The organism is Paenibacillus profundus (genome assembly GCF_021369635.1).
Lineage (GTDB): Bacteria > Bacillota > Bacilli > Paenibacillales > Paenibacillaceae > Paenibacillus_B > Paenibacillus_B profundus.
This window is the reverse complement of sequence record NZ_JAJNBZ010000003.1, coordinates 217,423-235,126: the sequence shown is the minus strand read 5'-3', so window position 1 is coordinate 235,126 and position 17,704 is coordinate 217,423. Positions and strand designations below refer to the sequence as shown.

The window sequence follows — 17,704 nt, the reverse complement described above, 5'->3', positions numbered from 1 at the left end:
TCGTCAAAGAAATCCATTATACAGATGATGCCGATTCGGCGCCAAGCGCCTGCCCAGACGGAGTGTAAATTATGATCGATATTCATTGTCATCTGCTGCCTGGAATGGATGACGGACCGGCCCATGAAGAAGAGGCGCTTCGCATGGCTCAAGCAGCTGTTCGAAGCGGAATTCATACGATTATAGCGACTCCCCATCATGCTACGAGACGCTATCGTAATGCCTCCGACCATATTAAGCAACAAGTAGGGGCGTTTAGTGAGCTGCTGAAGGAACGCCTTATTGAGTTGCGTGTCTTTCCCGGACAAGAATATCGGCTGAATGGCAACTTCGTTGAAGATTACCAGTGCGGTTCCATTCAACCGTTAGCTGATGGGCCATACGTGCTTGTCGAATGGCCAGCGCAAGAAATCCCGGTCTATTTCTCCAAGTTCCTCACTTATATGAATCAATATCAACTACAAATCATTGTTGCCCATCCTGAACGAAATGCAGCCATTATGAAACGTCCAGAACAGGTGTATGACTGGATTGAGCAAGGTGTTCTGTTCCAAGTGAACGCGCAATCCTTATTGGGTGGATTCGGAACAAAAGCACAAAAATCAGCAGTGCTGCTATGTAAAAAGCATTGGGCGCATTTTCTTGCTTCTGATGCCCACAGCGTACTGAAACGAGGCTTCTTCCTGCGCGAAGGTTATGCGGCGCTGCAAGAAATCGGCGGACTTTTTTATGTCGATACGATGAAAGAAAATGCCCGTCGGGTACTGCATGGCGAGCAGGTGCTTCCGTTTCGGGCGGCCAGTCCGATGAAGGCGATACGTTTTTTTCAATAAGGAGGACAGTAAGGCAATGAAGGAATGGGACTTGAAAACGATGCTGCGCATGCTGAGGAAGAAGTTGTGGCTCATTTTACTTTTTACATTGATTTGCACCGGCGGAACATTGTATTACAGTATGGCTCTGGTGACACCGGTCTATGAAGCATCTACGAAACTGATTGTAAACAAAACGAGAATCGTCGAAGGGGAAAGCACACTCAATCTGAATGATTTGGAAGCTAATATGCAATTGATTTCCACATATAAGGAATTGATTAAAACCGACTGGATGATTAAAGACGTTCTTGCGAAATACTCCGAGCTTAATATGAACAGCAAAGCATTGCGCGACAGTGTCACGGTAAGCTCTACGAATAAGACTCAAGTGATGACCATTAGCGCCATAGCCCCTTCTTATGAGCTTGCCAGTAAAATCGCAAACGGCATTGCGGAACAATTCATGAAAAAAATACCCGACTTAATGCAAGTGGACAATGTAACAATATTAAATCCGGCAGACCCTGCGCTTGAGCCGGGACCGGTGAAACCGAACATCATCCTAAATGCGTTGGTAGCCTTTATACTTTCGTTCATGATAAGCATCGGGACGATCTTCGTACGAGAGTACTTCGATGATTCCATTCGCGTGGAAGAGGAGCTGCAGCAGCTGCTGTCTTTGCCGACCTTGGCCGTCATTCCTAAAATAAACCGCAAATCCTACAAGTCAGCCAAACATCGTCAGACTTCGATCTCATACACAAAGGCAGGTGAGGCTACTAATGCTTCGACAAATGCGTAAACCGGCATTCATTACTAGAGACTATCCTCACTCTTACGTTTCCGAGCATTATCGCCAATTAAGGACAAATATAACCCAGTTGCTGAATGAAGGACGCATGAAGAGCATTGCTGTCACGTCGGCGAACCAAGGAGAGGGCAAGACGACAACCGTAATTAATTTGGCGATCTCGTTTGCAATGGGAGGGAAACGGACCGTCATTGTGGATGCGGATTTGCGGCGGCCTTCTGTCCATCAAGTATTCAATGTAGGTAAAAGCTTGGGACTATCCTCGCTTCTAAATGACACGACCGCTCTGGATCAAGTGCTGCGGGAAACGGAAATTGAGCATTTATGGGCCCTCCCGGCCGGCGCAATTCCCGATAACCCGGCTGAGTTGCTCTCTGGTCAGCCAATGAATGAATGTCTGCAGCAATTGCAGTCAAGGTTCGATGTTGTGCTGGTCGATTGCCCGCCGGTATTGCCCGTAGTTGATTCCAAAATTATAGCAAATAAATGTGACGGAGTCGTGCTGGTCGTCTTGGCCGGCAGGACGAAAGTGCAAGCGATAAAAAAGGTGAAGCAGCAATTCGAAATCGTAAAAGCGAATCTGCTGGGTACCGTTCTAAACGGTCAGGAGAAATATAAATCGGAATGGTATGACTACTATTAGTCGTGCTCAAAAGGGTCAGTCCACTAAGGGACTTTCGTAAACTTTCGTAAACTTTCGTAAGGTAATGCCTACTACACCTATATCATTGTAGGCACTCGGCCATGCTGTGGGTAAGCTTGGGGCCTTAGACGTTCGTCGTCGAGGGTGTGGCGTGAGGAGGGGTTTGATGCCCCAGTCTGCATGATGACGGCTTGTCAGGCAAGGTATGAAGTTAAAGCGATTTAACGCCGTACTTTGTTTTACAAGCATTCTTCGGATCGATGCAAATACATTAGATTGTAGGTGTTGAAATTTGTCCATATTGGCGCTCCCTAAAAGCAAGCTTTTCAAAAATGCAGCCGTTCTAATGTCGGGAACCGCGCTGTCACAGGGGATTACGATTGCAGCGGCCCCATTGCTAAGCAGACTCTATACGCCGGAACAATTCGGAGTTTTTTCAATATATACGGCATTTGTCAGCTTGTTCTCCGTGACAGCGTGTTGGAAGTATGAAATGTCTATTGTCGTGCCTGAGCGGGAAAAAGAAAGCGTGAATCTCGTAAATGTGTCGATGATTGCGCTGCTGCTCACAACGTTGTGCACTGGTCTTCTAATGGTTATTATCGGACCGTATATCGGCAATTGGTTTGACGTCCCCCGCATGGATGTAGTGTGGACGGTATGGCTGCCGCTTACCGTATTTTCTATCGGAGGCTATCAATGCTTAAGCTATTGGTGCACCCGGAACAAAAAATATAAAAGACAGTCCATATCGCAAATCTTTCGTTCCACGGGTGTTACGGGCATGCAAATGACGGGCGGTGTGACAGGGTGGGGGGCGATTGGGCTTGTTCTCGGGCAGTTCGTAGGTCAAATGATCGCTACGGGAGTGCTGTTCTTCCAAGTATGGAAAGAGGACAAAGCAAAGTTCATTCAAGAAACGCACGTGGCGACGATGAAGGAGCAAGCCCGTAAATTTAAACAGTATCCGTTGTATAACATGCCGCAGACGATATTGAATTCGGTGGCTCAAAACATGACCCCCTTCTTGCTGGCCGTGTTCTTCGGACCGGCTGTCGTTGGGCTGTACGGATTATCTCTTCGCATGCTGCAGCTTCCCATTCATGTCATAAGCGAATCGGTTCGCAACGTTTATTTTCAACAGGCATCAGATATGCAAAATCAAGGAATGCCCCTATTTGGTTTATTGAAGAAGACGACCTTGGCGCTGATTGGCGCCGGTATTATCCCTGTGCTCATTGTTGTAGTGTTCGGGCCGCAATTATTCGCATTCGCGCTCGGAGGAACGTGGTACGAAGCAGGCGAATATGCCCGGTGGATGGTTTGCTGGTGGTTTGTCAATTTCTTTATGCCGCCTGCCTTTGTAACCGGCCAGCTCTATAATTTGCAGAAGCATTTGCTAGTGTATGAGATTATCTCGCTTCTACTTCGAGTGGCGGCCTTATTCAGCGGATTTGTATATAGCAGCCCGCTGCTGAGTATCGCGCTATATAGCTTGGTGGGAGTTGTGATGAATATGGGTTTGGTTGCGTCTATGCTGATCGTCTCGCGTAAACGCAGCTTACTTGCAGAGAAAGGAAGAGAAGAAGTTGATGGTGTTGAATCCGCTGAAAAAAGGGTTGACTCGAATTCGGATGTATAGACAAAAAGATGTGTTTGGCAAATATAAAACGCTGCATCAACAACAATGGCTCGCGCCTGAGGAATACGAGCAATATGTGCATGCGAAGATGAGCGCATTGCTTAAGCATGCTTGCAAGCACGTTCCCTTCTATCGCGACAACATCGGTGTGAACGAACTTATTCATCACAATGTCATCGATTGGCCCCGTTTTATGCAAATTCCGCTGCTGACGAAAGAGATCATACGAGAACATTACGGGCAATTGATATCGGAAGATATACAGGAGCGGAAATGGTTCGAAGAAACTTCCGGGGGATCAACGGGAGAGCCGATCCGGTTCATTCAAGACGAGGATACGATGTCTTGGATGCTGTCGTTGAAATTACTCTATGACCAGTGGACGGGTCGGGTGCCGGGAGACCGGCAAATACGCTTATGGGGATCGATGCGCGACCTGCTCATCGGCAAAGAAACGATGCGAACTTATGTTGGAAGATGGATGCGTAATGAACGATGGATTAATGCGTATCGCATGGATAAAGAACGGGTGAAAATGGCGGTCCATAGCATTAATGAATACAAACCGAAGCAAATCCTGGCCTATGTGGAAAGTATATATGAGCTGGCTCAATATATCGAACATCATCAAGTCTCAATCCATCATCCTCATTCGATTATGACGACGGCTGGCGTATTGTTTCCGCATATGCGGCAAACGATTGAAGACGTCTTCCAGACCAAAGTATACAACCGGTACGGATCGCGCGAAGTGGGTGATATTGCCTGTGAGTGTGAGCAGCATAAGGGATTGCACGTATCTGGACTTACCCATTATGTAGAAGTGCTGCGGGAGGATGGGACGCCAGCCGCACCGCATGAAGTCGGGGAGATTGTCGTTACGCCTTTATGCAACTTTTCCATGCCGCTAATACGATATCGTATCGGTGATCTGGGCGTCTGGTCTGATGAGAGCTGCACCTGCGGAAGGCCGTTCAAACTGCTCAAAGAAGTTACCGGCAGAATATGCGATACATTTATTAACGCGAACGGAACAAAAATTCAAGGGACCTATTTCAGTCAGCTCTTCTTCTACCAAGATTGGGTCAAACAATATCAAATCATACAAGAAACGGTTGAACGAGTGAAAGTTTTCGTTGTGCTGAAACATCCCGAAGTCGGCTTAAGCGGATATGAAGCTGAAATCCAAATGATTGACGATCAATTCAAGGCTGTGCTTGGTGAAGGCTGCGATATTACATATGAGCACGTTGAGGCTATATCTCCGCAAGCTTCAGGGAAATATCGCTACTTGATTTCCCATGTGATGGCATGACCAAAAGGAGCTGGATATGAAGAAAAAAGTGCTTTTTATTACTCCCAATTTGCATGGCGGCGGTGCAGAGCGAGTCGTTGTCAATTTATTGAAGCATATCGATCGGGATCGAATCAGCCCGTGCTTTATGACGCTGTCTTTGCACGGGCCATTTGTATCCCACTTGCCGGAGGATATAGCAGTTACCGATTTAGGCATTTCCCAAGTGCGTTACAGCGTGATCAAACTCGTCAATGAAATCAATCGTATTCAGCCGGATGTCATCATGTCTACGTTAATGCATTTGAACATCGCGTTGTTGGCGATTAAGCCGTTCTTGAAGGGGAACCCGAAAATCATCGTACGCGAGGCCAATATGCCCAGCCAGGAGTTGAAGCGCCGCGGCAAGCTGCACCGGCTATTATACAAATGGTATTATCCTAGGGCCGATCAGATTATCGCCCTGTCGAATGATATGAAGAACGATATTTTGCAGTCTAATGAACAGATCCAATCGCAACAAGTTACGATTATTCACAATCCGGTCGTACTGCATGAAATTCGGAAGTATGCGCAGGAACAGGTCAATCATAGGTGGTTATCGGATAAAAAAATGCCGGTCATCTTAAATGTGGGACGTTTGGAAGAGCAAAAAGACCACATCACATTGCTCCATTCATTCGCAATCGTTCATCAGCGCATGGATTGCCGGATGATTATTTTAGGTACCGGCAGTCAATATGAGAGGCTTAATGCGCTGGCACAGCAGCTTAACATTAGGGAGCATATCGATTTTGCGGGCTTTGTTGAGAATCCGTATATGTATATGAGACAATCTGATTTGTTTATTTTATCTTCCAAATATGAAGGCTTGCCGAACGTCTTGCTGGAAGCAATGGGGCTCGGTCTTCCGATCGTCTCTACCAATTGTGCAGGTGTTCCGGACGTGCTGGAAGAAGGAACGTACGGGAAAGTGGTGCCGATCGGAGATGCCGAGCAATTGGCTGACGGCATTTATGCCAAATTGACTTCCCCTGATCCTTCTGACTTTATGAAGCTGCGAACCCATGCAGAAAAATTTGATATTGAACGAATTGTGGACCAGTATACGGATTTATTTGTTGCCATTTGAGGGGAGGAAAACAAGAATGGGGTGGCTGGCCGTACCTGTTGCGATACTGCTCGGAGGGGTCATCCTGGTCACTGAACATGTTCGAAAAAAAAGAAATGGCCCGTTTGACTTTTTGTTTGCTGTCAGCGGCATTTATTTTATGTGCTTCAGTGTCATCCCGATCTATTGCGCTTTTTTACTTCCTGAAGAGTTGGATAGCTGGAGTTGGATTCTTATGAACTCCTTCTCTTCAACCTCATACTTCTACGCATCATTGTGCAGTCTGATCGGGTATCTGTTCATCGTGGCCGGATATTCCGCATGCTCGCGATTTCGCCAGGGCCAGGCTGACGACATGCAGCGGGAACGACCCGATAAGAAGGAACTATTTCCAGAGAGCCGTATGTTTGCCGCTTCCGCTGTGATCGCCTGTATCGGCTTAATAAGCTTTGTCATTTATACGTCCTCCATCGGCGGATGGTCCAAATTGTTCGAGTATGCGATCTTGCTTCGTTCCGGCACCGATTTTATTGAATCGAAATGGTTGTTTTTCAAAAACTTATCGACGTTCATTATGGTAGCCTCCTTATGTTTTTTTGCGCTTGCGAAGGAAGCAGAGCGTTCCAGCATTCGCTCGTGGTCACGTTTATGTTTTGTGCTGACCTTCGGCTTGTCGATGGTGCTGCTGTTTCATAAAGCAGGAAGAATGGAGATGGTCTCCTATTTAATTACGTTCCCGCTGGTCAACGTCGTCAGAAATAAAGCATGGAATATCAAACTCATCTTCGGGTTTGGGTTTTTTTTCGTCCTTATCGTCTTGTTTGGAAAACAAATTTTTAATTATTTTATTTATCCCGAAGGCGTCGGGAACCAGATGTCCAACATCGGATCGGAAGCGGGCAACATTATTTCTAAAGTGTTGCTGGAGTTCTCATTCCCATATGTGACGTTAGCGAATGCCATTCAGACGTTTCCGTATGAGAACATGTATCGGTTCTTCGTGGACATCCCGCTTGGCGTGCTCCATCTGGTGCCGTCCCGGCTCATCCCGCTTAATCTCCCGGAGACGGTGTCCGAGCTGAATACGTGGATGTTCCAAACAAAAGGTACAACGCCTGTCGATTTCGTCTCCTTCGGTTACTTCAATCTGGGGATTGCGGGTGTCGCTATTCTCGGATTCGCTTTTGGCGGTTTGCTTATTTTTATGGAACGGATATTTTCGGCAAACAAAAACTGGTTTATTGTCATTTACCGGGTTCATTGGATACTGTATTTCGCGTTTCGCATCATGTACAGCGATCCGCAGATGGCCTATCAATCCGCCTTTACGTACTTGATCGGATTAGGACTTGTGCTCATGTTTACGAATATAAACCGGCACAGAACAGCAGCCAATAACGGCTGGAAGATGAACTTAATTCATTAATGAGGTTGAACACGCACTTAAAGGGGAGTTATATCGAATGTGTGGAATTGTCGGAGTTGTCGCTCGGAATGCACCACTGACTATGGCCAAGATGGAAGCAACGATTAAAGATATGACGGACCGAATCGTCCATCGCGGACCGGATGCGTGCGGATGGTGGGGGGAAGATGGAACCATAGGGCTCGGCCACCGCAGACTGTCCATTATCGATTTGTCCGAACACGGACGACAACCGATGCTCTCTCCCAGCGGCCGCTATGTCATCGTGTTTAATGGCGAGATATACAACTACAAGGAGATCCAGACTTGGCTTCAATCAAGCGCGCCCGAACTGTATTCCCAATTGCGCGGACATTCCGATACAGAAACGATGCTGGCAGCTATTGAACAGTTAGGGGTGTACCGTGCTGTGCATCGGTTTATCGGCATGTTCGGATTTGCACTGTACGATCGTAAGGATAGGAAATTGCATCTTGTCCGGGATCGGATGGGGGAAAAACCGCTCTATTATGCTATTGGACAACAGAATGAGTTTCTGTTCGGTTCGGAATTAAAAGCACTGCAGGCGCATCCCCAATTCGTGAAGCATGTCGACCGGGATGCCATTGGCTTATATTTGCAGCATTGTTACATTCCCGCCCCGTATACGATCTTTCAAAGTTGCTATAAGCTGCTGCCAGGGACGATATTGACTTACGATACGCAGTCTGGAGCGCATGAAATACAGTCGTATTGGACGGTGGAACAAGCGGTTCAGAAGGGTCAAGGTAACACAAGGGGGATGAGTGAGCAAGAGGCGGTGAAGCAGCTGGATGCGCTGCTGCGCCAGTCGATCCGGGGGCAAATGGTTTCGGATGTGCCGATCGGAGCTTTTTTGTCGGGAGGGCTCGATTCCTCGACCATCGTGTCCATCATGCAAGCGCAAAGCTCGCAAAAGGTAAAAACCTTTACGATAGGCTTCCATGAGGAAGGATACAATGAGGCGGTGCATGCGAAGGAAGTAGCCCGTCATCTTGGCACGGATCATACGGAGCTGTATGTTACGCCGCAAGAAGCTCTGGATGTCATCCCCAAATTGCCGCAACTATACGATGAGCCTTTTTCCGATTCTTCCCAAATTCCGACCTATCTGGTCTCTGAGCTCGCTCGCAAGCATGTGACGGTCAGCTTGTCCGGAGATGGAGGGGATGAACTGTTCGGGGGATATAAGCGATATTTCATCACGCAGGATATATGGAGCAAATTAAACAAAGTGCCGGCGTTCGGCCGCGTCGGCGCTTCCAAGCTCATTCACTCGATTCCGGTATCCACATGGAATCAATTGTCGCGTTGGTGGTCTCCACTCAGAAAACGGGCTACCACGCCAGGCACGGCGGGGGACAAAATGTACCGTCTGGCGGAACTGATGAAAGACAGCAACTTGAATTCCCGCCAATTTTACCGGTACATGATTTCGCATTGGAAAGATCATTCCATCGTCATCGGAAGCGGTGCCCTGAATACGGTGTTTGAAACGGTGCCGAATCATGTCTTTTCCGACTTCTCCAATGAAATGATGTATTTGGATATGATCAGTTATTTGCCGGATGATATTTTGGTCAAGGTCGATCGTGCGGGAATGGCCGTCAGTCTGGAATCACGCATTCCTTTTCTTGATCACCGGATTGTAGAGTTCGCTTGGCAGCTGCCCGTTAACTACAAAATCAAAGGCGGTCAGGGGAAATGGCTGTTGCGGCAGGTATTGAATCAATACGTGCCGGAAACCATCATGAATCGGCCGAAGATGGGCTTCAGTGTGCCCATCGGTTCATGGCTGCGCGGACCGCTGCGCGAATGGGCGGAGCACTTGCTGAGCGAGTCGAGGTTAAAGCAGCAAGGATATTTGAATCCGGCGCCGATTCGTCAGCGGTGGAAGGAGCATTTGGAGGGCAAGCGAAATCGGCAGTACGATTTATGGGATGTGTTGATGTTTCAAGCTTGGCTGGAGGAGCAGACGAAATAGGCTGGAAGCCCATAGTGTTATAACTATACCATTCTTCTTCCTCACTCATATTTTATAGCAGGAAGCCCGACTGCTTGGGTGTGAGGGGGAATCAACATGGGCTCGAACACGGATAAGCTTCAGTTGAATTTATGGAATTGTTTTTTTCTAAACCGCGGCCAATATAATGAAAATTTATTCAGGATCGATAATGCCTATGGCGTGATCGATACAGTCAAGCACGATCTCGGCACCGTGAACGAACGATTAGGCCCGCTGCAGAGCGGGATCGCTTCCGTTCAACAGCACATGGAAGAAATACGAACCAAGCAGGCAGCCATGCGTGACGACATGACGAAGCTTCAGCACGACGTGGCGGAGTTGGAGCCGGGCGGCACATTTCCCCTGCAGGAATTTATCGAGCGGGGAGTAAACGTCACCTGGTACAAACAAGATACCGACAATGATTACACGAAGGCTTTGGCGGAAGCGTTGAAAGTCGGGCGCAACATCTATTTTCCGCCGGGAAGCTATGAAGTGAACTTTCCGAAGCTGCCGGAGGGCGTTCTCATTTACGGTCAAGGCGCGGTAATCATTGGCGGATTGAGTCTGAGCAGCAATACGATGATAAGCGGAATCCAATTTGCCGGCAAGACGAATTCCGGCACGTATTTGAATCCAGGCGTGTGGATAACAGAGGGGACTGGAATTTCGATCGAGAATTGCTTATTCGATCAAACCCGGATATATACGGGAGATCCCCAGAACGGCAAGGTCATCTCGAAAATACGAATTCATCGCTGTTCGTTTACCGGGGACTATAATGGGTTTCAGGTCGATCCGCAAGCGATTGAGATGTATGGTGCTTACGACGTGCAAATAACCGACAATCTGTTTGATGTGGCCAACGCACACCGCTTCCTGAAGATTAGTACGGCTAATCCGAGTACGACACCAGTTGTTCAGGACTTCTATAGTCGGCGTGTAGTTATATCCGGCAACGTCATGAAGGGATCCATGAAGGCCAATCATAAGCAGGTCATCGATCTGTTCGACGGTGCAGTGGAATTGGTTATAGCGAACAATGTAGTCGAAATTGACGGTGAGCCTGATGTGTTTCTGGAATGCAAGCCAGACGGGGCCCAGGGAGCTTCGACCAGCAAACATCGTCAAATCGCTGTCACCGGCAATTCCATACAAGTTCGTTCCAAGCATATTATCAGCCTGCTGGGTGCCAACTCCCTTCCATTTGAAGACGGATTGCAGACGTGCACCATCGTCGGAAATGAATTGAAAAGCACGCATCCGTCCCCATCGGAGGCAATCGATGTTCGCGGGTTCAACCAGACGATCATCGCGAATAACAACATTTTTTTTGAAGGTGATCAGTCATACCTTGTTGCCATTTGGTCGGCATGCAACGATGCCTTCTCCATTAGCGGCAACGTCGCGAATAAGGGCTCGATCCTCATTGAGAGCGAGGCTCAGACGAAGGAAGGAACGGATTACCGGACAGACTGGGAGCAAGGTATAGTAAAAGGAAACATTTTGCGCAATTACAGATATTATGGCGGTATTAATTTGATGAAGCTGCATATGACTCAGTTGATTGTCGAAGGAAATGTCATGCAATCCTCTGACGGAGCGAAAGTGAATTCCGCCATCTACATCGACTCTGAATCCATTGCCAACTTGATCTTGATAGGAAATATGAACAAGGCGATGCAAGAGTCGTTCAATCGCGTGCTGCTCGTGAACGGTGATATCGTACGCAGTACCGAAACGGGAAACTCGTGGAATGTGCGGGAAACCGAAGGGACGGCTCCGCCAGTGGGAGGGGCATGGAAAGTCGGTGACACGGTTCGCAACAAAATGGCGGTCAGCGGACAGTATATCGGTTGGGTCTGTGTTGCCGCAGGCCGCGCTTGCAAGACGGTCTGGCAGCCGAACACAGCTTACAATGTGAATGCGCTAGTCAATGCAAACGGAAAAGTGTATAAATGTACAAAAGCCGGCACTTCCGGAAATACCGCACCGACCCGAACGTCGGGCGACATAACGGATGGAACGGTAACTTGGCAGTATATCGACGTATTAGCCGTATTCAAAGCGTACGGAATGATCGTGTAAATGGAGAAGAGCCTATAGCAGGCTCTTTTTTCATATTAAAGTACGAGTTCAAAAAGGTCACTTTGAATATACTTGGTGATCAAAAGGAGGCTTTTTGAACAACCTCTTAAAGAGAATGGGCGGTGGGATATACGGTGGAGAAAACCAAAATTATGTTTCTCATATCCGGCCTTCATGTCGGAGGAGCGGAAATGATGCTGTATCGTCTAACCGATGCGCTGAAGGATCGTTATGACATCATGATTGTCTCCATGCTTCCGGGTGGACCAATAGCGGACATGATGAAGCAAAGCGGATTGCAGGTACAATCGTTGCACATGTCCTCGAAGAAAGACGTGCTTGCATTAATCGGTCTCATCCGGCTGATTCGGACATTCAAACCAGATATACTGCATTCATTTATGTTCCATGCCAACGTTGTCGGCCGAATTGTCGGGCGGATGTGCGGCGTTTCTACTGTCATATCGAGTATACGCAACACCTTTTTCGGCTCAACCCCGATGACAAGGCGTTCCAGATCTAAGTTCCGCGATGCCCTGCTAAGGTGGACGGATCGCTATTCAGACGCAACGACCATTATCTGTCACTTGGCTGCACAACGAATGATTAATGAGCGCATTGTCCCGCCCGAGAAACTGCACGTCATTTACAATGGCATCGATGCTTCTCCTTTCGTATGCCCAGATGAAGAAGCGAGATCGAATGTTCGCCGGGAGCTGGGGATTTCATCTGGGCAGCTAATGATTTTATCGGTAGGGCGCTTACAGGAGCAGAAAGGGCATATGTACTCGATTCAGGCGGCGGCCTTATTGATGAAGGCGGGATTCGATTTCAAATGGTTCGTAGCCGGAGAAGGGGAGATGAGAGAGGAGCTGACAGCGCAAATTGGTGCAAACCATTTACAGGACCGCTTCTGTCTGCTGGGATTGCGCAACGATGTACACCGATTACTGTGGGGATCTGACCTTATGGTGCTCGCCTCGAATTGGGAGGGGTTGCCTGGTGTCATTATCGAAGCGATGGCCGCTTCGACTCCGGTCGTATGCACGGACGTGGGAGGAAGCTCTGAGCTGGTCGTTCCTGATGAAACTGGGTTTTTGTGCCCCCCACAGGATCCGGACTCTTTATTTGCATGCATCTTCCAATATGCTTCACTCTCTCCGCAACAACAACATCTAATGGGAGCCCGCGGCGGGGAAAGAGCGGTTCAGCTGTTTAATCTGGAAAGCATGGTTCAGCGGCATGAAGAGATATATGATTCGTATTCGAAGTCTTCACCTGAATCAGTTGAACACAACAAAGACAAAGTGCTGGAATACAGATAGTGCGTGTTCAAAAAGGGGTTTTTGAAACAAATAGGAGGGGAACTATGGTGAAAGTAGTGACGGGAGCAGCTGGCTTTATTGGCTTTCATACAGCCAAAAGGCTGCTTGATGAAGGAATGGAAGTATTGGGAATCGACAATCTGAACGACTATTATTCGCCGCAGTTAAAGAAGGACCGATTAGAGCTGCTGCAACAGTATGATCGGTTTCAATTTCATCAGCTTGCATTGGAAGACGGAGATGCCATATTCAAGCTCTTGGGCAACGGCCATATTCACACCGTTATTCATTTGGCCGCGCAGGCCGGAGTGCGTTACAGCATTGACAATCCGAAGGCGTATGTGGATTCCAATATCGTTGGCTTCATCCATATATTAGAAGCATGCCGTCATCATAATATTCCCCATCTTATCTATGCATCATCGAGTTCGGTCTACGGGGCTAACGTAAGCATGCCGTTCTCCGTGCAGCATCCTGTGAATCACCCGGTCAGCTTGTACGCAGCGACGAAAAAAGCAAATGAATTGATGGCGCACACCTACAGTCATTTATATGAGCTGCCTACGACAGGACTCCGTTTTTTCACCGTATACGGACCGTGGGGAAGACCAGATATGGCGTACTATAAATTTGCCAGACTCATTCTAGAAGGCAAGCCGATACCGGTATACAATTATGGCCGCATGAAACGTGATTTTACGTACATTGATGATATTGTTGAATCGATCTTCCGCTTAATAGGGCATGTGCCAACAGCCAACCCGGACTGGGATCGGGCAACTCCTGATCCAGGCAGCAGCTATGCGCCATACCGTGTATACAATATAGGGAACCATCAGCCTGTCGAATTAATGCGGATGATCCAGATTCTTGGAGACTATTTGCACCGCACACCAGACTTGAACCTGCTGCCGATGCAGAATGGCGATGTTTGCGAAACCTTTGCCGATGTTGCAGATTTGAGCCGTGTCATTCAGTTCGAGCCGCAATTTACATTAAATGAAGGACTGAAGCGATTTGTCGAATGGTTTATTCATTATGAAGCTAAGCAAAAAACAGGAGCGTGATCGCAAGTGAAGAAAGTGGCGCACATCTGCACGAATGCCAAAAGTCATCGTATTTTGGTCGATAAATTAGCTCTAATTCAAAAAAAGGGCTACGATCTGCATCTGATTTCGTCCAGAGAAGGCTATGATCCGGAGTTGATGAGCCGACATACGATGACCTTGCATTTTGTCCCGATGAAAGAGACGGTAGCGCCTTGGAACGACATGGTTGCCATTGCTCGCCTTGTTCATTTGCTGCGAAGTGAGCGTTACGATATTGTGCATACCCATAATGCCAAAGCCGGAGTCATCGGCAGAATCGCCGCTTGGCTGGCCGGCATACCGTTAATCGTCCATACGACACATGGTCTTCCTTTCTACGAAGGGCAGAGTCGTCTGAAAAATACGATGTATCGCGAAATGGAACGGATCGGAGCTTGGTTCTGTGACGCGATTGCGTCTCAAAATCGGGAAGATATGAGCAAGATTAAAAAATACGCGCCAAGAAAACAAATACTCTATGAAGGCAACGGAGTCGATTTGGAGCTGCTTGACAGCCGCCGCGGCACGATCAGCGCTGCCGATATTGAACAATTAAGACTGCAGCATAACATTGGGCCGCATCAAAAAGTGATTTTAGTCGGAGCTCGTTTCGAGCCGGTTAAAAATCACTTTTTTTTATTGGATGGGTTGAAGCGGCTCAAGGATGAGCTTCAAGTCGATTTTGTCTGTCTGCTAGCTGGCAAGGGCGGATTGGAGCAAGAGGTGGAAGCAAGAATTAAGCTGCTCGAATTGGATCGCCATGTGCTGCGGATCGGTTATCACACAGACATCTATCCATACATTCAAATGGCGGATACCGTCGTTCTGACTTCGGAAAAAGAAGGCATCCCGAGAATATTGATGGAGGCCATGTCGTTCGAGAAGGCGGTGCTGGCGACCGATGTGCTGGGAACACGGGAGCTGATTCGTCATAACGAGACAGGTGTCCTCGTTCCGTACAAAGATGTGAACCTGCTCGCACAGCATTTAGGGCTGCTTCTGAATGATGATGCGCAGCGGGCGCGAATAGGCCGCATGGCTCGCGCATCGATCGAGCTAGAATTCAACGAGGATATCGTCACAAGACGCATACATGCTTATTACCGCGATCTGCTATCCCGCACGAATAGGCCCCAATCTACTTCCGTATCGGTGTAAAGAAAAAGGAGGATACCATATATGAAACTGAAGAAAGCAATCATTCCCGCAGCAGGACTAGGAACCCGTTTTTTGCCGGCTACGAAGGCGCAGCCGAAGGAAATGCTCCCCATCGTAGACACACCGACCATTCAATACATTATCGAAGAGGCAGTCGAATCTGGGATCGAAGATATAATGATCGTGACAGGCAGAGGAAAGCGAGCTATCGAGGACCACTTTGACCGTGCCATTGAACTGGAAGAGACGCTGGAGAAGAAAGAAAAATGGAAGGATCTGAGTGAGATTAGGGAAATCTGCAAGCTCGCTCATATTCACTATGTGCGTCAAGGCGAGCCTAAAGGATTAGGTCATGCCATTTGGTGCGCGCGGAAGTTTATTGGTGATGAACCGTTTGCCGTCTTGCTGGGCGATGATATTGTGCAGGCCGATCAACCTTGCTTGAAGCAACTCATCGAAATATATGACAAATATGAACAACCGATTGTCGGCGTTCAGCAAGTTCCGGAGCAAGATATTTCGAAGTACGGAATCGTTGCGCCAAGCGGCATAGCTCTCGAGCCGAATGTCATGAGGGTGTCGCATTTTGTAGAAAAACCATTGCGCGAGCATGCCCCTTCTTCCTTTGCCATTATGGGACGTTATATTTTGACTCCTGAAATATTCAATATTCTCGAACAGCAGCAGCCGACGACCGGAGGAGAAATCCAACTGACCGATGCGATTTCGAAATTGAATTATGAGCAAGATGTGCTTGCTTTTAATTTTCAAGGAATTCGATACGATGTTGGTGACAAATTCGGATTCATTAAAGCAACCGTTGATTTTGCTTTGCAGCGGAATGATTTACGAGCGGATGTGCTCAAATATTTACACGAGCTGTACGAAAGAGAACTCGTCGGGAGCGGGAGGTAATCTGAATGAATAACATTTGTGTGATGGGTACCGGTTACGTTGGCTTGGTGTCTGGGACCTGCTTTGCCGAGATCGGACATAACGTCATCTGCTGCGATGTGGACGACAACAAGATCGCCAAGCTTCAACGCGGAGAAATCCCGATCTACGAGCCCGGTCTGGAAGACATGGTGCAATCGAATGTGAAGTCAGCGCGGCTGCGCTTTACGACCGATATTGCACAGTCAATCCGTGAATCAGAAATCATATATATCGCAGTCGGCACGCCGATGTCTAACACCGGGGAGGCAGATCTGAGATATGTAATGGCGGTCGCGCAAACGATAGGACAACAACTGAACGGATACAAAATCATTGTTACGAAAAGCACGGTTCCAGTAGGAACGGGCAAAAAAATAGAGCAGGTAATCCGAGAACATATGAAAGACAAAAGCATCAAGTTTGACGTCGTTTCGAATCCGGAGTTTCTGCGGGAGGGCACTGCCATTGGGGACTGCCTATCTATGGAGCGGGCGGTAATCGGCGCTTCCAATCCGGAAGCGGCAATGGCCATTGCGCGGCTGCATGAACCGTTTCATACCAAAATATTCATTACGGACGTCGAGAGCGCGGAAATGATTAAGTATGCGGCGAATTCGTTTTTAGCCGTGAAAATTTCGTTTATTAACGAGATCGCCAACATTTGTGAACGCGTGGGGGCCGATGTGACGGATATTGCGGTCGGCATCGGCTTGGACAGCCGCATCGGCGATAAGTTTTTGCAGGCGGGAATTGGTTACGGAGGCTCCTGCTTTCCGAAAGATACGGAGGCGTTGAAGTTTATTGCGGAACAGAATGGAATTGAAGCGCGATTAATTCAAGCCGCCATTGAAACGAATGACAAGCAGCGCATGGTCGTCGTCGACAAATTGATGGAGGGACTCGGAGACATTTCCGGTTATAAAATCGCTATTCTCGGATTGGCATTTAAGCCGAACACGGATGACATGCGATATGCGCCTTCTTTGACGATTATTCCTGAGCTGATGAAGCGTGGTGCTCATGTGGTCGCCTACGATCCAATTGCTCAATACGAAGCGCCCAAATGGCTTCCTGCCGGAGTAGAGTATGTCAATGGCGTGTACGAGGCGGTAACTGACAGTGATGCGGCCATCATCCTCACGGAATGGGACGAAATTAAGTGGATGGATTTACATAAAGTGATGCGACTGATGAAACAACCGATTCTGATTGACGGGCGGAATTGTTTCTCATTAGAGAACATGCAGGGCTTGGGCTACTATTATGCAAGCATCGGGAGGAAGGTCATTACAGCGGAAAAAGTGCTGGCCTAACATAATAAGGGGACCTTCTTGAACTCGCGTG

General features: G+C 48.0%; 14 protein-coding genes. All 14 read left to right on the top strand.

Annotated elements, in window-relative coordinates:
- The first annotated feature begins 71 nt into the window (after nt 1-71).
- Nucleotides 72-833, top strand: coding sequence for a tyrosine-protein phosphatase (locus tag LQV63_RS06305; RefSeq protein WP_233696061.1), 762 nt, complete (start codon nt 72-74; stop codon nt 831-833).
- A 16-nt stretch (nt 834-849) separates the two neighbouring features.
- Complete coding sequence (locus LQV63_RS06300) at nt 850-1,617, top strand: YveK family protein (protein ID WP_019422653.1); 768 nt, start codon at nt 850-852, stop codon at nt 1,615-1,617.
- A complete protein-coding gene (locus LQV63_RS06295) occupies nt 1,598-2,269 on the top strand; it encodes a CpsD/CapB family tyrosine-protein kinase (RefSeq protein WP_019422652.1) in 672 nt (223 codons plus the stop codon). Before LQV63_RS06300 ends, LQV63_RS06295 begins: the two co-directional genes overlap by 20 nt.
- A 292-nt stretch (nt 2,270-2,561) precedes the next feature.
- On the top strand, nt 2,562-3,911 hold the full coding sequence (locus LQV63_RS06290) for a lipopolysaccharide biosynthesis protein (RefSeq protein WP_019422651.1): 1,350 nt from the start codon (nt 2,562-2,564) through the stop codon (nt 3,909-3,911).
- A complete protein-coding gene (locus tag LQV63_RS06285; RefSeq protein WP_233696060.1) occupies nt 3,859-5,226 on the top strand; it encodes a phenylacetate--CoA ligase family protein in 1,368 nt (455 codons plus the stop codon). The genes LQV63_RS06290 and LQV63_RS06285 overlap by 53 nt, the downstream gene beginning before the upstream one ends.
- Nucleotides 5,227-5,242: 16 nt before the next feature.
- On the top strand, nt 5,243-6,337 hold the full coding sequence (locus tag LQV63_RS06280) for a glycosyltransferase (RefSeq protein ID WP_233696059.1): 1,095 nt from the start codon (nt 5,243-5,245) through the stop codon (nt 6,335-6,337).
- A gap of 16 nt (nt 6,338-6,353) precedes the next feature.
- On the top strand, nt 6,354-7,742 hold the full coding sequence (locus LQV63_RS06275) for a hypothetical protein (RefSeq protein WP_233696058.1): 1,389 nt from the start codon (nt 6,354-6,356) through the stop codon (nt 7,740-7,742).
- Between the two features lie 37 nt (nt 7,743-7,779).
- Nucleotides 7,780-9,744: an asparagine synthase (glutamine-hydrolyzing) gene (asnB, locus tag LQV63_RS06270; RefSeq protein WP_233696057.1), complete on the top strand. Its 1,965-nt coding sequence runs from the start codon at nt 7,780-7,782 to the stop codon at nt 9,742-9,744.
- Between the two features lie 96 nt (nt 9,745-9,840).
- Nucleotides 9,841-11,853, top strand: coding sequence for a carbohydrate-binding protein (locus LQV63_RS06265; protein WP_233696056.1), 2,013 nt, complete (start codon nt 9,841-9,843; stop codon nt 11,851-11,853).
- Nucleotides 11,854-11,987: 134 nt separating this feature from the next.
- Nucleotides 11,988-13,178: a glycosyltransferase gene (locus tag LQV63_RS06260; RefSeq protein WP_233696055.1), complete on the top strand. Its 1,191-nt coding sequence runs from the start codon at nt 11,988-11,990 to the stop codon at nt 13,176-13,178.
- A 44-nt stretch (nt 13,179-13,222) separates the two neighbouring features.
- Nucleotides 13,223-14,245, top strand: coding sequence for an NAD-dependent epimerase (locus LQV63_RS06255; protein ID WP_233696054.1), 1,023 nt, complete (start codon nt 13,223-13,225; stop codon nt 14,243-14,245).
- Nucleotides 14,246-14,251: 6 nt separating this feature from the next.
- Nucleotides 14,252-15,424 carry a glycosyltransferase family 4 protein gene (locus LQV63_RS06250; RefSeq protein ID WP_233696053.1) on the top strand — a complete coding sequence of 391 codons (1,173 nt, stop codon included), beginning with the start codon at nt 14,252-14,254 and terminating at the stop codon, nt 15,422-15,424.
- 21 nt (nt 15,425-15,445) lie between these two features.
- Nucleotides 15,446-16,339 (top strand): UTP--glucose-1-phosphate uridylyltransferase GalU, encoded by an 894-nt coding sequence (gene galU, locus LQV63_RS06245; protein ID WP_019422642.1) that lies wholly within the window; start codon nt 15,446-15,448, stop codon nt 16,337-16,339.
- 5 nt (nt 16,340-16,344) lie between these two features.
- On the top strand, nt 16,345-17,673 hold the full coding sequence (tuaD, locus tag LQV63_RS06240) for a UDP-glucose 6-dehydrogenase TuaD (protein WP_233696052.1): 1,329 nt from the start codon (nt 16,345-16,347) through the stop codon (nt 17,671-17,673).
- The last annotated feature ends 31 nt before the right edge of the window (nt 17,674-17,704 follow it).

Bases quoted from the DNA above. Each gene is read 5' to 3' on its own strand.
- LQV63_RS06305 (WP_233696061.1), top strand. From the start codon at position 72: ATGATCGATATTCATTGTCATCTGCTGCCTGGAATGGATGACGGACCG.
- LQV63_RS06300 (WP_019422653.1), top strand. From the start codon at position 850: ATGAAGGAATGGGACTTGAAAACGATGCTGCGCATGCTGAGGAAGAAG.
- LQV63_RS06295 (WP_019422652.1), top strand. From the start codon at position 1,598: ATGCTTCGACAAATGCGTAAACCGGCATTCATTACTAGAGACTATCCT.
- LQV63_RS06280 (WP_233696059.1), top strand. From the start codon at position 5,243: ATGAAGAAAAAAGTGCTTTTTATTACTCCCAATTTGCATGGCGGCGGT.
- LQV63_RS06275 (WP_233696058.1), top strand. From the start codon at position 6,354: ATGGGGTGGCTGGCCGTACCTGTTGCGATACTGCTCGGAGGGGTCATC.
- asnB (WP_233696057.1), top strand. From the start codon at position 7,780: ATGTGTGGAATTGTCGGAGTTGTCGCTCGGAATGCACCACTGACTATG.
- LQV63_RS06265 (WP_233696056.1), top strand. From the start codon at position 9,841: ATGGGCTCGAACACGGATAAGCTTCAGTTGAATTTATGGAATTGTTTT.
- LQV63_RS06255 (WP_233696054.1), top strand. From the start codon at position 13,223: ATGGTGAAAGTAGTGACGGGAGCAGCTGGCTTTATTGGCTTTCATACA.
- galU (WP_019422642.1), top strand. From the start codon at position 15,446: ATGAAACTGAAGAAAGCAATCATTCCCGCAGCAGGACTAGGAACCCGT.
- tuaD (WP_233696052.1), top strand. From the start codon at position 16,345: ATGAATAACATTTGTGTGATGGGTACCGGTTACGTTGGCTTGGTGTCT.